At 74.4% G+C, this 14242-nt stretch carries 14 protein-coding genes; 3 read left to right on the plus strand and 11 right to left on the minus strand.

Annotation, left to right across the window (positions count from 1 at the left end):
* Nucleotides 1-17: 17 nt before the first annotated feature.
* From thpD to ACFWJB_RS20005, 5 genes are all read right to left on the minus strand, one after another.
* Nucleotides 18-917 carry an ectoine hydroxylase gene (thpD, locus tag ACFWJB_RS19985; RefSeq protein WP_385468710.1) on the minus strand — a complete coding sequence of 300 codons (900 nt, stop codon included), beginning with the start codon at nucleotides 915-917 and terminating at the stop codon, nucleotides 18-20.
* Between the two features lie 6 nt (nucleotides 918-923).
* Complete coding sequence (locus ACFWJB_RS19990; protein ID WP_385468713.1) at nucleotides 924-1322, minus strand: ectoine synthase; 399 nt, start codon at nucleotides 1320-1322, stop codon at nucleotides 924-926.
* A gap of 88 nt (nucleotides 1323-1410) precedes the next feature.
* A complete protein-coding gene (gene ectB, locus ACFWJB_RS19995; RefSeq protein WP_385468716.1) occupies nucleotides 1411-2682 on the minus strand; it encodes a diaminobutyrate--2-oxoglutarate transaminase in 1272 nt (423 codons plus the stop codon).
* A 121-nt stretch (nucleotides 2683-2803) separates the two neighbouring features.
* Nucleotides 2804-3322 carry a diaminobutyrate acetyltransferase gene (gene ectA, locus ACFWJB_RS20000; protein WP_385468719.1) on the minus strand — a complete coding sequence of 173 codons (519 nt, stop codon included), beginning with the start codon at nucleotides 3320-3322 and terminating at the stop codon, nucleotides 2804-2806.
* 326 nt (nucleotides 3323-3648) lie between these two features.
* Nucleotides 3649-4779: an aminotransferase class V-fold PLP-dependent enzyme gene (locus ACFWJB_RS20005; RefSeq protein WP_385468772.1), complete on the minus strand. Its 1131-nt coding sequence runs from the start codon at nucleotides 4777-4779 to the stop codon at nucleotides 3649-3651.
* A gap of 168 nt (nucleotides 4780-4947) precedes the next feature.
* Between ACFWJB_RS20005 and ACFWJB_RS20010 the strand changes: the two genes are divergently transcribed.
* From ACFWJB_RS20010 to ACFWJB_RS20020, 3 genes are all read left to right on the plus strand, one after another.
* Nucleotides 4948-5478, plus strand: a complete 531-nt coding sequence (locus ACFWJB_RS20010) for a hypothetical protein (RefSeq protein ID WP_385468722.1) — start codon at nucleotides 4948-4950, stop codon at nucleotides 5476-5478.
* Nucleotides 5479-5488: 10 nt separating this feature from the next.
* A complete protein-coding gene (locus ACFWJB_RS20015; protein ID WP_385468725.1) occupies nucleotides 5489-6580 on the plus strand; it encodes an amidohydrolase family protein in 1092 nt (363 codons plus the stop codon).
* 186 nt (nucleotides 6581-6766) lie between these two features.
* Nucleotides 6767-7678, plus strand: a complete 912-nt coding sequence (locus tag ACFWJB_RS20020) for an SCO1860 family LAETG-anchored protein (RefSeq protein ID WP_385468728.1) — start codon at nucleotides 6767-6769, stop codon at nucleotides 7676-7678.
* A 251-nt stretch (nucleotides 7679-7929) separates the two neighbouring features.
* On the opposite strand, the gene cobC is transcribed toward ACFWJB_RS20020, so the two are convergent.
* From cobC to cobM, 6 genes are read right to left on the minus strand one after another with little or no spacing between them, the layout of a single operon-like run.
* The gene (gene cobC, locus ACFWJB_RS20025; RefSeq protein WP_386923712.1) at nucleotides 7930-9006 is read right to left on the minus strand and encodes an Rv2231c family pyridoxal phosphate-dependent protein CobC; all 1077 of its coding nucleotides are present in this window, start codon (nucleotides 9004-9006) and stop codon (nucleotides 7930-7932) included.
* Nucleotides 8978-9895, minus strand: a complete 918-nt coding sequence (locus tag ACFWJB_RS20030) for a sirohydrochlorin chelatase (protein ID WP_385468734.1) — start codon at nucleotides 9893-9895, stop codon at nucleotides 8978-8980. The genes cobC and ACFWJB_RS20030 overlap by 29 nt, the downstream gene beginning before the upstream one ends.
* A complete protein-coding gene (locus ACFWJB_RS20035; protein WP_386923714.1) occupies nucleotides 9892-10497 on the minus strand; it encodes a precorrin-8X methylmutase in 606 nt (201 codons plus the stop codon). The genes ACFWJB_RS20030 and ACFWJB_RS20035 overlap by 4 nt, the downstream gene beginning before the upstream one ends.
* Nucleotides 10494-12176 carry a precorrin-3B C(17)-methyltransferase gene (gene cobJ / locus ACFWJB_RS20040; RefSeq protein ID WP_386923716.1) on the minus strand — a complete coding sequence of 561 codons (1683 nt, stop codon included), beginning with the start codon at nucleotides 12174-12176 and terminating at the stop codon, nucleotides 10494-10496. Before cobJ ends, ACFWJB_RS20035 begins: the two co-directional genes overlap by 4 nt.
* Nucleotides 12173-13408 (minus strand): precorrin-6y C5,15-methyltransferase (decarboxylating) subunit CbiE, encoded by a 1236-nt coding sequence (gene cbiE / locus ACFWJB_RS20045; RefSeq protein ID WP_386923718.1) that lies wholly within the window; start codon nucleotides 13406-13408, stop codon nucleotides 12173-12175. Before cbiE ends, cobJ begins: the two co-directional genes overlap by 4 nt.
* Nucleotides 13405-14232 (minus strand): precorrin-4 C(11)-methyltransferase, encoded by an 828-nt coding sequence (gene cobM / locus ACFWJB_RS20050; RefSeq protein WP_386923720.1) that lies wholly within the window; start codon nucleotides 14230-14232, stop codon nucleotides 13405-13407. Before cobM ends, cbiE begins: the two co-directional genes overlap by 4 nt.
* Between the last annotated feature and the right edge of the window lie 10 nt (nucleotides 14233-14242).

Genomic DNA, 14242 nt, shown 5'->3' on the forward strand with positions numbered 1-14242 from the left:
GAATCCGGGTACGCCGGTCACCTCACCGGCGTGAAGTCCCGCGCCCCGATGAACTCCGGGCGCCGGATCGGTGCCGCGAACGGCTCGACCGCCGTGTTCTCCACGCTGTTGAACACGATGAACACGTTGCTGCGCGGGAACGGCGTGATGTTGTCGCCGGAGCCGTGCATGGCGTTGCAGTCGAACCAGGTCGCCGAGCCGGCCTTGCCGGTGAACAGCCTGATGCCGTACTCCGACGCCATCTTCGTCAGCGCCTCGTCGGACGGCGTCCCCGCGTCCTGCATCTGCAGGGACTTCTTGTAGTTGTCCTTCGGCGTGGCCCCCGCGCACCCGAGGAACGTCTTGTGCGACCCCGGCATGATCATGAGACCGCCGTTGGTGTCGTAGTTCTCGGTGAGCGCGATCGAGACCGAGACGGTGCGCATGTTCGGCAGGCCGTCCTCGGCGTGCCAGGTCTCGAAGTCCGAGTGCCAGTAGAAGCCGCTGGCACCGAAGCCGGGCTTGACGTTGATCCGCGACTGGTGGACGTAGACGTCCGAGCCGAGGATCTGCCGGGCCCGGCCGACGACCCGCTCGTCGCGCACCAGCTTCGCGAACACCTCGCTGATCCTGTGCACCTCGAAGACCGACCGGATCTCCTTGGACTGCGGCTCGACGATCGAGCGCTCGTCCGCCCGGATCGCCGGGTCGGTGGTCAGCCGCTCCAGCTCGCGCTGGTAGACGGCGACCTCGTCCGGTCCGATGAGCTGGTCGACGGCGAGGAAGCCGTCACGGTCCAGCGCCTCGAGATCGGCGGCCGAAACGGGCCCGGGGGTGTCGGGGCTGCCCCAGACCACCGGGTCCTGCCGGGGAGTGGCCACCTCGGTGGCACCACGGGTGGGGTACAGATCGGTGATGTTCGTTGTCGTGATGGTCACGATGACTCACACCTCCTCGGTGAGCAGCGGGTAGACGCCGTTCTCGTCGTGGTCCTCCCGTCCGGTCACGGGCGGGTTGAAGACACAGATGCAGTGGAAGTCCTCCTTGACCTTGAGCGTGTGCCGCTCGTGGCCGTTCAGGAGGTACATCGTGCCCGGGGTGATGTGGTAGGTCTTCCCGGTCTCGCGGTCGGTGAGCTCGGCGTCGCCCTTGGTGCAGACGACGGCCTCGATGTGGTTCGCGTACCACATGGACGTCTCCGTACCCGCGTACAGGATCGTCTCGTGCACGGAGAAGCCGACCTTCTCCTTGGCGAGGACGATGCGCTTGCTCTCCCAGGTGCCGGACGCCGACTTCACGTGCCGGTCGGTGCCTTCGAGCTCCTTGAACGAACGGACGATCACGGTGTTGCGATGCCTCCTAGGTGAGGGTGTGCAGGGTCTCCGGCGCCCATGGCCACGCGGGCCAGGGGCGCCGGAAGCGGTGGGGGTGTCAGGCGGTCTCGCGCACGGCGCGGGCGAGGGTCTTCATGCCTTCGTCCAGCTCGTCGGGCGTGATGGTCAGCGCCGGCAGGAGCTTGACGACCTCGCTCTCGGGGCCGGACGTCTCGATGAGCAGCCCCAGCTCGAAGGCGCGCCGGGCCACACGGCCCGCGCGGCTCTTGTCGTGGAACTCCAGGCCCCAGACCAGGCCGCGGCCCCGGTACTCCTTGACGTCGGCCAGGTTCTCCTCGGTGATGGCGATCATGTGCTGCTCGACCTGCTCACCACGGGTGCGGGTCTGCTTCTCCATCGCCGACCCGTCGGCCCAGTACGCCTCCAGCGTGGCGGTCGCCGTCACGAAGGCCGGGTTGTTGCCGCGGAAGGTGCCGTTGTGCTCGCCCGGCTCCCAGACGTCCAGCTCCGGCTTGAACAGGCACAGCGACATGGGCAGGCCGTAGCCGCTGATCGACTTGGAGACGGTGACGATGTCCGGGGTGATGCCCGCCTCCTCGAAGGAGAAGAAGGCGCCGGTACGGCCGCAGCCCATCTGGATGTCGTCGACGATGAGCAGCATGTCCTGGCGTGCGCACAGCTCGGACAGGGCGCGCAGCCACTCGGGACGGGCGACGTTGATGCCGCCCTCGCCCTGGACGGTCTCGACGATCACGGCGGCCGGCTTGTTGAGGCCGGAGCCCTGGTCCTCGAGGAGCCGCTCGAACCAGAGGAAGTCCTCGACGGTGCCGTCGAAGTAGTTGTCGAACGGCATGGGCGTGCCGTGCACCAGCGGGATGCCGGCGCCGGCCCGCTTGAAGGCGTTGCCGGTCACCGCGAGCGAGCCCAGCGACATGCCGTGGAAGGCGTTGGTGAACGACACGATCGACTCGCGCCCCTTCACCTTCCGCGCCAGCTTCAGCGCGGACTCCACGGCGTTGGTGCCCGTCGGGCCCGGGAACATGACCTTGTACGGCAGGTCGCGCGGCCGCAGCACGATGTCCTGGAACGTCTCCAGGAAGCGGCGCTTGGCGGTGGTCGACATGTCGAGCCCGTGCGTGACGCCGTCCCGCTCCAGGTAGTCGATCAGCGCACGTTTCAGCACGGGGTTGTTGTGCCCGTAGTTGAGCGAGCCGGCGCCGGCGAAGAAGTCGAGGTACTCGTGGCCGTCCTCGTCGTACATGCGGCTGCCGTGCGCACGGTCGAAGACGGTGGGCCAGCCGCGGCAGTAGCTGCGCACCTCGGATTCGACCGTTTCGAAAACGCTGAGGTCGGGCTGGGTGATGGTCACGACGAATCGCTCCTCGTGGGGTGAGGGTGGGAGAGGAAGGTCGTACGGATCCGGGGACCGGTGCGGTCGCTGCCGGGAAGTGTGAGGGGCCGGGGTGCCGGGTCGCCCTGGAGCGGGGCGGTCAGCCGCGGGCCGCGGCGGGGAGGGGACCGATGCGGTACAGCACCTCGGGCTCGTGCGGTCCGTCGGGGAAGAGGTCCGTCTCGAACAGCACCTCGCGCTCAAGCCGGGCTCCGTGCCGTTCGGCGAACGAGGTGAACAGCCGCTGGGAGGCGGTGTTGTCGGGGGAGATGGTGGTCTCCATCGTCACCGTCCCGCACTCCGCGGAAGTCCGGGCGGCCAGCTCGTCGAGCAGTGAAGCCGCGAGCTTTCGTCCACGGTAAGCCTCGTCCACGGCGACCTGCCACACGAGCAGCGTGTCGGGCCGGTCCGGCCGCAGGTAGCCGGTGACGAAGCCGACCGGCACTCCGTGCCCGTCGCGGGCAACGGCAGAGGTGGCCGCGAAGTCGCGGCACCAGAGCAGATAGCTGTAGGACGAGTTCACGTCGAGGACCTTGGAATCCTTCGCTATCCGCCACAGGGCGGCCCCGTCGGCCACTTCCGGGCGATCGATTCGCAGGTCTGCTTGCACGGCGGTCATGCAAATTGAATTTACCCAGTGGCTTTAAAAAATGCATCGCCGGATGGGGTTACGTGTGGACGCCTCGTGTGTTATCGCGCGGGCGCGTGCTTCCGCGCGAACCGACGGCAATTTGGTAGTAAATGACCGGTGTATAAGCCGCAAAACGGGCAGCATGTGCAACGGGTCACAATCATGTAACCCGTCGGCGCGTGTCCGGGTGCCGATGTTCGGCGGTCAGGAAATCAGGGGGTTTAGGGCCGCGAAAACCGGGCAGGAGAATACCGGAAGCTCATCGTTTGTAATTACCGAATTCACTTTCCGTGAGCTTCGGTAATTACGCGAATTCACGCTCCCGTAAAACCGGCGGCGGACGGCCGGTCCCAGGCGGCCTCGACGGCGCGAAGGGCCGCCTCCGGATCGGTCGCCAGGCCCTTCCCGGCCAGCGCGGCACCCAGTGCCGCCAGACAGCCCCGCACGGCCTCGCGTGTCGCGTCCGGCCCGTAGTGGTTGACCCGGATCATCTCCGCGGCCAGGGCGCCGCCGCCCGCGGCCAGCGGCAGCGCCGGGTCGGACTCCAGCGCCCGGGCCACCAGCTCCGAGGCGTCCAGGTCCGAGGGCACCCGGAGGGTCGTCGCCACCGGCGCCGCCTCGCGGGCCTCGTGCACGTAGGGCTCCAGGCCGCCGCCGAGCGCGAGCGCCCCGGCCCGGGTGGCCGCCGCCGCCGAGGCGTGCCGCGCCATCACCGTCGGCAGGCCGTCCGCCTCGATGCGCTCGACGCACGCCTCCAGCGCCAGCATCTCCAGCTGCGCCGGCGCGTGCAGCAGCGCCGTGCGGCCGCCGTCGATCCAGCGTTCCTTCCAGTCCAGCAGGGAGAGGTAGGACCGGCGCGGCGCTCCGGGGTTGGCCGCCATCCGCGCCCACGCCCGCTCGCTCACCGACACCGCCGACACCCCGGCCGGACCGCCCATCGCCTTCTGCGCGCCGATGACGCACAGGTCCACGCCCCACGCGTCCGGCAGCACCGGTTCGGCACCCACCGAGGCCACCGCGTCCAGGTAGAACAGCGCGCCCCGGGCCCTGACCACCTCGCCGATCTCCGCGACCGGGTTGGTGTTGCCGGTCGCCGCCTCCGCGTGCACCAGGGACACGAAGTCGATCTCCGGGTGCTCGGCGAAGGCCTGCCGGACCTGGCCGGCTGTGACGGCGGTGTGGAACGGCACGGCGAGGTCGTGCACGGTCGCGCCGCAGTCCCGCAGCCAGTTGCCGAACGTCTGCCCGTACGGCCCGGTGACGATGTTCAGCGCGACGGTGTCCGGCCCGGCACAGCCGCGGATCGCGCCCTCCAGCGGCAGCAGCGCCTCGCCCTGCGTGATCACGACGTCCTGCCGCGTGCCGAGCAGGTGCGCCACCCGGTCCTCGATCGCGGCGAAACGGGCGGCGCTCAGCGGGGCGAGGTCCAGGAAGGGGTGGGTCACGGCGGTGCTCTCTTCACTCAGGTCAGGTGTACGACGCGTACGGAGTCGAGAGTAACCGCGGGCCCCGCCGCCACTCGCGGGGGAGCCCGTCCGTTGCGACACCCCCACGCCCGGAATCGTGGCTTCCGCCACAGCGGCGGTGATCGCCGGGGTGATGGACTCGGCCCCGTGATCCTCCTCCTGCTCGTCCTCGTCGCCGTGGTGACGGCCGTCGTCCTCGGGCGGGGCGCCGGCACCTACCCCCGCCGGCCCGCCCCGCGGACGGGCACCCCGGGCGTCCCCGCGCCGCCCCGGCCGGGCGCGCCCCTGCGCGTCGTCGCCGCGGCCGCCGGCGGGGCCGCCGCCCTGCTGTACCTCTGGGGCCTGGTGTGCGTCGGTTTCGCGGCCATGGAGGCGGAGGACGGCGGTACGGGCTCCGCGCCGCTGCGACCGTGCCGTACCGGCGCGCCCCCGGAGCTGTCCGGGCGGGTCGTCGACTACTCCGTCTCCTACCTGCCCCTCGGCTTCCGCTGCGAGACCGCCGACGGCGACGGCTACGCGTCCGCCGACGTCCCCGGCTACGTCAATCCCGGCGCCGCCGCCCTCGCCCTCACCGCCGCCGCCAGCGCCGTCGCGGCCGGATACGCGACCGAGCGGCGAGCCCGCGCGGGACGGCGGCCGGTGACGGGGCACTCGAACGGCCCCGGCGGCCCCGTCTAAGGTGCGGGGCATGAGCGATCGCGCGGTGCTGCACGTGAAGGGCCGGGTTCTCGTCGGGCCGGAGGAGGTCCGCGACGAACTGTGGGTCGTCGACGGCCGGATCTCGTACGACCGTCCCGCCGGGGCCGGCGACGTCCGCACCGTCGAGGGCTGGGCGCTGCCCGGTCTGGTCGACGCGCACTGCCACGTCGGCCTCGACCGGCACGGCGCCGTGCCCGGGGACGTCGCCGAGAAGCAGGCGCTGACCGACCGGGACGCGGGCACCCTCCTGATCCGCGACGCGGGCTCGCCCTCCGACACCCGCTGGATCGACGACCGCGAGGACCTCCCGAAGATCATCCGCGCCGGCCGGCACATCGCCCGCACCCGCCGCTACATCCGCAACTACGCCTGGGAGGTGGAGCCGGAGGACCTGGTCGCCTTCGTCGCCCAGGAGGCCCGGCGCGGCGACGGCTGGGTGAAGCTGGTCGGCGACTGGATCGACCGCGACCTCGGCGACCTGTCCGCCTGCTGGCCGCGCGGTGCCGTCGAGGCGGCGATCGCCGAGGCCCACCGCCTGGGCGCCCGCGTCACCGCGCACTGCTTCGCCGAGGACTCGCTGCGCGACCTGGTCGAGGCCGGCATCGACTGCGTGGAGCACGCGACCGGCCTGACCGACGACACGATCCCCCTCTTCGCCGAGCGGGGCGTCGCCATCGTGCCCACCCTGGTCAACATCGCCACCTTCCCGGCGCTGGCCGACGGCGGCCAGGGCAGGTTCCCGCGCTGGTCGGACCACATGCGCCGGCTCCACGCCCGCCGGTACGACACCGTCCGCAACGCCTACGACGCCGGCATCCCGGTCTTCGTCGGCACCGACGCGGGCGGCTCCCTGGCCCACGGCCTGGCGGGGGCGGAGGTCGCCGAGCTGGTCACCGCCGGCATCCCGCCCGTCGAGGCCCTCGCCGCGACGACCTGGGCCGCCCGGAGCTGGCTCGGCCGTCCCGGCCTCGACGAGGGCGCGCCGGCCGACCTGGTGGTGTACGAGCAGGACCCGCGCGCGGACGTGCGCGTGCTCGGCGCTCCGCGCCGGGTGGTGCTGAACGGGCGGGTCGTCGGCTAGCCGGCCCGGGTGACACCGGGGAACACGCGTACCGGCGGAATCGAAAAGGCGCGCGGAAACCCCACGAAGGGGTGAAGTGCCCTGGGATCGCTGACCGTTGGGGCCGGGCGGGGACATCCTTTGCGGGTCCCGAGCACGTCGCTCATGCGTGTCCCGCACGCATGTCTCCCTGGGGGTCCCACCACCTTGAACGGCAACGCCTTCCGCATGCCCGCCCGCCGCCTCGTCACCGTCACGGCGGCCACGGCCCTGGCCGCCGGTCCCGCGGTCCTGGCCGGCGCGGGCACCGCCCACGCGACCGGCGACCACGGCCGCGCGAGCGCCTCCGTCCTGCGCACCGACCTGGACGTGTCCCTGCTCAACAGGACCGTGAACGTCCCGCTCACGGTCACCCTCAACGAAGTGCAGGCACCCGAGAGCGCCCGGAAGACCGCGCTGACCGCCCGGCTCGACGGCGTCGACGGCGGCAAACCCTTCAGCGTCCTGCGCGCCGACGTGGCCGACGCCAGGGCCACGACGACCGCGGACAAGGCGGAGGGACACACCGGCCTGGCCCGGGCCAGGGTCCACGTCCCCGGACTGCCGCTGCTGTCGGTCGTCGAGATCGAGCAGGTCACCTCCACGGCCACCTGTGAGGCGGGGAAGAAGCCCGTCGCCTCCTCGAACCTGCTGGGCGCGGTCACGGTCCTCGGCAGGAAGGTCACCCTGACCACCGGCGGTACGACGGCCGTGAAGGTGCCCGGCGTCGGCGAGGTGCGGCTCGACCTGTCGAGGACGGAGACCACCTCGCGCACGGCCGCCGCCACCGCGCTCGAACTCGCGGTGCACGTCAACCCGCTCGACCTGGGCGTGGCCGAGGTCGACGGCACCCTGACCCTGGCGAGCGCCACCTGCGAGGCCCCGGCGGCCCCGGCGGCCGAGGCCGAGCAGCCGCCCGCCGGGCCGGCCGCGGACGTGAAGCCCCAGGGTGCCCCCGCCGAGGCAGACCTGGCCGAGACGGGCGGCGGCTCGGCCACCCCGTACCTCGCGGCCGGCGCCGCCGTGCTCGTCGTGGCGGGCGGCGGAGCGCTGGCCGTGGCCCGGCGCAGGCGCGGCTGAACCCGGGGCGGACGGCAGCGGGGCGGCGCGCGGACCGGCCGGGCGACGGGGGCGCCGACGGCGGTGACGGGACGGGGGGAAGCCTGGCGGGCGCCCGGGGGGAGGGCCGGCCGCCAGGGGCGACTCACCGGCCGCCCCCGACGCCGGGCCCTGCGCAAGGCGGCGCCGCACGCGGCTCGTTCCGACCCGCCGCGGCTCGCTCCGGGGCGGGCGCGGCCGGACCGGCCCCCCGCCTCAGGCGGCCCGGGGCGTCAGGGAGCCAGGGCGCGGCCCAGCGCCGACAGGAAGCCGTCCGTCGTGGTCCGGTCCCGCACCGCGAGGCGCAGCCACTCCCCGCCGAGCCCCGGGAACGTGTCACCGCGCCGGACCGCGTACCCGAGGTCGCGCAGCCGGTGCCGCACGGTCGCGGCGTCCGGCAGCCCGACGAGGACGAACGGCCCCTCGGCGGGCCCGGCGACCCGGACCCCGGCCGGGGCGAACCGCCCCAGTCCGGCGACGAGATGAGCCCGGTCGGCCGCGACGCGGTGGGCGGCGTGAGCCGCCTCCGCCAGCGCGCGCGGCGCCACGCACGCCTCCGCCGCCGCCAGCGCGGGCGTGGACACGGGCCACAGCGGCTGGGCGCGCTCCAGGTCCGCGACCGTCTCGGGGTCCGCCAGCACGTACCCGATGCGCAGGCCGGCCAGACCCCACGTCTTGGTGAGGCTGCGCAGGACGACCAGCCCGGGCACGTCCGTCCGTCCGGCCAGCGCCTCCCGCTCACCCGGCACCGCGTCCATGAACGCCTCGTCCACGACCAGCGTCCGCCCGGGACGGGCGAGTTCCGCGACCGTGTCCGCCGGGTGCAGCACCGACGTCGGGTTCGTCGGGTTGCCGACCACCACCAGGTCGGCGTCCTCCGGGACGGCCGCCGGGTCCAGCCGGAAGCCGTCCGCCTCCCGCAGCAGCACCCGGCCGACCGTGTGCCCCGCGTCCCGCAACGCCGCCTCCGGCTCCGTGAACTGGGGGTGCACCACCACCGGCCGGCGCACCTTCAGCGCCCGCGCCAGCAGCACGAACGCCTCCGCCGCGCCCGCCGTCAGCAGCACCCGCTCCACCGGCAGCCCGTGCCGTGCCGCCACCGCCGCCCGCGCGGCCCGCCCGTCCGGGTAGGCCGCGAGGGAGCCGAGCGAGCCGGCCACGTGCTCCCGCAGCCACGCCGGGGGCGTGTCCGCGCGGACGTTCACCGCGAGGTCCACCAGCGCCGAACCGTCGTCGCGGACCTCCGCGTCCCCGTGGTGCCGCAGGTCGGGACCGCCGGGGTCAGTGTGCATGGGAGTGTGCGTGTCCATGCCCGTGATGGTGCCCGTGGTGGTGACCGCCGTCGTCGTCGGGGTGGAAGTGCGGCTGCTGGGGCAGCCCCACCTTGTCCTCGAACCCGGGCAGCGCGATCCGGTACACGCAACTGTCGCAGTTCATCCGCAGGTCGCCCCGCACCGCCTCCTCGTACCGCTCCCACACCAGGTCGAGCAGCTCCGGCTCGGGTCCGATGACGTCGGCCGACCGCACCTCGGTCTCCGGGTGGGCGGCGGCCCACTCCTCGGTCTGGTGCCGGACCCGGTCCGGGAGGATGCCGGTGAACAGGAAGTACGGCAGGACCACGACCCGTCCGGCGCCCAGCCGCGCGCACCGGTCCAGGCCGCCGGGCACGTCCGGCCGGGCCAGCGACACGAACGCGGTCTCGACGCCCGCGTAGCCGCGGCCCTCCCACAGCAGCCGCGCCGCCTTGAACACCTCGGCGTTGGCGTCCGGGTCCGTCGAACCCCGCCCCACCAGCAGCACGGTCACCTCGGACGGGTCCCAGGAGGGGTCGATCGCCTCGGCCAGCCGCCGCTCCAGCACCCGCAGCAGCGACGGGTGCGGGCCCAGCGGACGCCCGTACGTGTACGAGATGCCGGGGTGGCGCTCCTTCTCGCGGGACAGTGCCGCCGGGATGTCGCCCTTGGCGTGCCCGGCGGACACCAGCATCAGCGGCACCGCGGCGAACCGGCGCACGCCGCGCTCGACCAGCTCGGCGACCGCCTCGCCCAGCGGCGGCGGGGACAGCTCGATGAAGCCGCCCGCGACGGGCAGTTCGGGGTGGCGGCGGCCCAGTTCACGCACGAAGTCGCGGAACGCCTCGGCTCCGGCCTCGTCCCGGGTGCCGTGGCCGGCGATGAGCAGGGCGGGCGGGGTGGTCACAGGGTCTCCTCGGAATCATTCGGCGCCTCGGGCGAGGCGGGGTGGTACAGCAGGGCGTTGAGCGCGGCGGCGGCGACCGCCGACCCGCCCTTCTCGGACACGTTGCTCACGGCGGGCAGCCCGCTCTCGCGCAGCGCGGCCTTGGACTCGACCGCCCCGACGAAGCCGACGGGCAGCCCGACGACGAGCGCGGGGGAGGCGTCGAGGGTGAGCAGCTCCTCCAGCGCGGTCGGCGCGTTGCCGATCACCCAGAGGGCGCCGGGCCCGACCCGTTCGTACGCCAGCCGCATGCCGTGCGCGGAGCGGGTCACCCCCGGGCCGGCGACGGCGTCCCGCAGCCGGCAGACGGTCTCCCGCCGGGTGATGCCCGCGCCGACCATCTCGACGTCCACGACGACGGGCGCCCCGGCGTGCAGCGCCGCGTGCGCCTTCTCCAGCTCGCCCTCGTCCATGACGAGGTCGGTCGCGTACTCAAGGTCGGCGGCGGAGTGGACGACCCGCTCCACCACCGCCCGGGTCAGCGGCGGGAAGCGCGCGGTGTCCAGGCGGGCGCGCAGCCGCCGGTAGGACTCCTCCTCGATGGGATGGACGACGCGCTTCACTTTGGCTCCTCCTGCCAGCGGTAGCCGCGCGGGGTCACCATGCGCCCGGCGATCTCCCGGGTCGCGGTGTTGCCCACCGTCACGACCGTCATCATGTCGACCGTCGCCGGGTCGAGGTCCGCCAGCGTGGTGAGCCGGCTCGACTCGTCGGCCCGCGACGCGTTGCGCACGACCCCCACCGGCGTCCGGGGCGTCCGGTGCTCCGCGAGGATCGCCAGCGCCTTCGGCAGCTGCCAGTCGCGGCCCCGGCTGCGCGGGTTGTAGAAGGTCACGACGAGGTCCGCCTCGGCCGCCGCCCGCACCCGCCGCTCGATGACCTCCCACGGCGTGTGCAGGTCGGACAGGCTGATCGACACGTGGTCGTGGCCCAGCGGCGCGCCCAGGATCGCCCCGGCGGCCAGCGCCGCCGTCACGCCCGGCACCCCGACCACGTCGATGTCGTCGGACGCCTCGGCCAGCGCCGGCGACGCCATGGCGTACACGCCCGCGTCGCCGCTGCCGATGAGCGCCACCGCCTGCCCGCGCCGGGCCTCGGCCACGGCCGTCCGCGCCCGCTCCTCCTCCGCCCCGAGCCCCGACTCCAGCACCCGGGTGCCGGGCCGCAGCAGGTCGCGGATCTGGTCGACGTACTGGTCCAGCCCGACCAGCACGGAGGCCCGCCGCAGCTCCGCCAGCGCACGAGGCGTCAGCAGGTCCCGGGCGCCCGGCCCGAGCCCGACCACCGCGAGCCGCCCGCGCCCCGGCCGCCGTACGACGGCACAGGTCGCCATGGCGGGAACGGCCGCCGACTTCCGCTTGGGCACGAGGAGTTCGCCCCCGCCGGCGAGCGCCGCCGCCTCCGCGACCGACGGCGTGCCGACGGCGGCGAGCGGCGCGTCGGAGGGGTTGGGCACCTCGACGCCCGCGAGCTCCCCGGCGGGGTACGTCACCAGCGGCACGCCCAGCCGCCCGGCCGCCTCGACGATGCCGGGCTCCCCGGCCTTGGCGTCCACGGTGGCCAGCTCCGCGACCGACGCCGGCGACAGCCCGGCGTCCCGCAGGGCCGACTCCACCAGCCCGAGCACCTCGTCCACCGGCGCCCCCTTGGACGCGCCGACGCCGACGACCAGGGTCGGCGGACGCAGCACGGCCTCACGCCCGGCCGGCTCCACCAGACGGTCCGTCACCCGGACCGTGTACGCGCCCTCCCCGGCGAGCGGCAGCGGCGGCAGCGGCCAGGCCACCTCGGCCCGCAGCGCCACCGGCTCGCCGTCCAGCAGGGCCCGCGAGACCCCGGCGACGTCGCCCTCGACCGGCAGGCCCAGCGTGTCCAGGCCCGGCAGGCCCACGGCGTCCGTCGCCGTCGTCACCACCGGCTCGGCGCCCAGCACCCCGCCCACCGCGCGGGCGAGTTCGTTGGCGCCGCCGCCGTGCCCGCCGACCAGCGACACGGCGAACCGCCCGCCCTCGTCGACGCACACCACGCCCGGGTCGGTCCGTTTGTCGTCCAGCAGCGGGGCCACGAGCCGGACCACGGCCCCCGTGGCCAGGAAGCACACGAGCTGCTCGCACTCGGCGAACGCGGTCCGTACGGCGTCCGCGACGGGACCCCCGTACACGCGCGTGCGGTCCGGCCACGCCGCGGCCAGCCGGTCCCGTGCCGCAGCCCCCGCCGCGGTGGCGGAAATGAGGCCGATCACTGGGCCCCTCCTTCTTCGGTACGGCTGCCGGGCCTGACGCCCCACAGCAGGAAAACGGGATTGGTCGCCGCCAGCCGCGTCACGTCGCCCGGCAGCGGCGCGAGCCGGGACGACTGGAGCAGCACCCCGTCGCACTCCAGCCCTGCACCGAGCAGCGCCTCGCGGGCCGCCGGTACCCGGTCCAGCGCGGCCATCGCGACGACCACGGACCGCCGGGCGCGCCCCGCGCAGGCCGAGACGATCGCCGGCAGGTCGCGTCCGCCGCCGCCGACGAACACGGCGTCCGGGTCGTCGAGGCCAGACAGCACCCCGGGCGCGGCGCCGCACACCACCCGGACGTCGACACCGTGCGCCGCGGCGTTGGCGCGCACGCGCTCGACACCGTCCGGCGTCCTCTCCACGGCGGTGACGGCGGCGCCGAGCCGCGCGCACTCCACGGCCACGGACCCCGAGCCCGCGCCGACGTCCCACACCAGGTCGCCGGGGCGCGGACCGAGACGCGCCAGGGCCAGCGCCCGCACCTCGAACTTGGTGATCATCGAGTCGCGGTGGGCGAACGCGGCCTCGTCCAGCGCCCACCCGGCGGGCCCCGGCCGCGGCCCGGCCACCGAGCGCACCGGGCCCAGTGCCCGCGCCTCGTCCAGGCACAGCACCACGCTCACCGCCGCACCCCAGTCCCGGGCGGCGGCCTCGGCGGGCGTCACCCGCTCCACCCACTCCCCGGCGGACCCCAGCGCGGAGGCGACGACCAGCACCCGGGCGTCGCCCACGAGCGCGGCCCCCAGCTCCGCCGGTCCCGCGCCCGGCCCCGTCAGCACGGCCACCTTCGGGTGGGCGCGGCACAGGTTCACCGCCGTCCGCAGGTCCCGCCCGTGCGCGCTGGCCACCACGGCGTCGTCCCACGGCAGCCCGGCCCGCGCGAACGCGGCGGCGACGGACGACACTCCGGGCCGCACGTCGAGCAGCTCCGGCCCGAACCGCTCGGCCAGCGCCCGCACGATCCCGAAGAACCCCGGGTCGCCGGAGGCCAGCACGAGGACCGGCCGCTCCTTCGCCACGTACTCCGCGACCGTGTCCAGGGCCGGTGCCAGCGCCCCGAGGACGATCCGCCCGGCCCTTTCGGGCAGCCGTACGGCGTCCAGGTGGCGCCGCCCGCCGACGACCAGTGCCGCCCCGTCGGCCACGTCCTCGGGCAGCGGGGCACCGGTCCCCGCCCCGACCACCGTGATCACGTGCTCGCACCCCGCGCGCGCAGCTCCCTGCGGGCCTCGGGGTCGGCCCTGCGGTAGCCGTGGAAGTGCCCCGGGTGGTACAGGTGCGACCGGGTGCCGTGCGCGTCGAGTGCCGGACCGACCAGGAACAGGGTGTGCTTCCAGAGCCTGTGCTCCTTGACGGTCTCCTCCAGCGTGCCGATCGTGCACTTCACGACCAGCTCCTCCGGCCAGGTCGCCTGGTAGGCGACGACGACCGGCGTCTCGGTCGGGTAGCCGCCCTCCAGCAGCTCCCGCACCAGCTGTCCGCTGCGCGCCGCCGACAGGAACACCGCCATGGTCGTGCCGTGCTTCGCGAACTCCCGGACCTCCTCCCCGGGCGGCATCGGCGTCTTGCCGCCGCCGAGCCGGGTGAGGACGACGGACTGCGCGACCTCCGGGATGGTCAGCTCCCGCCGCGCGAGCGCCGCGACCGCCGAGAAGGCGGAGACGCCCGGCACGACCTCGGTCGCGATGCCGATCTCCGCGCACCGGTCGAGCTGCTCCTGCGTACCGCCCCACAGGGCCGGGTCGCCGGAGTGGATGCGGGCCACGCGCAGCCCTTGCTCGAGGGCCCGCCGGTACACGGCGACGACGTCCTCCAGCGACATCGTCGCCGAGTCCAGGACCTCGGCGTCCTCGCGCGCGTGCTGGAGGACCTCCGCCTGGACCAGGCTCGCCGCCCAGATCACGACGTCGGCCTCGGCGATGGCGCGGGCGGCGCGGAACGTCAGCAGATCGGCGGCGCCGGGACCGGCACCGACGAAGGTCACCTTGCCGGTACCGGTACCTGCGGTGGGAGCCATGGGGTCCATG

It is taken from the genome of Streptomyces sp. NPDC127100 (genome assembly GCF_042724095.1).
Taxonomy (GTDB): Bacteria; Actinomycetota; Actinomycetes; order Streptomycetales; family Streptomycetaceae; genus Streptomyces.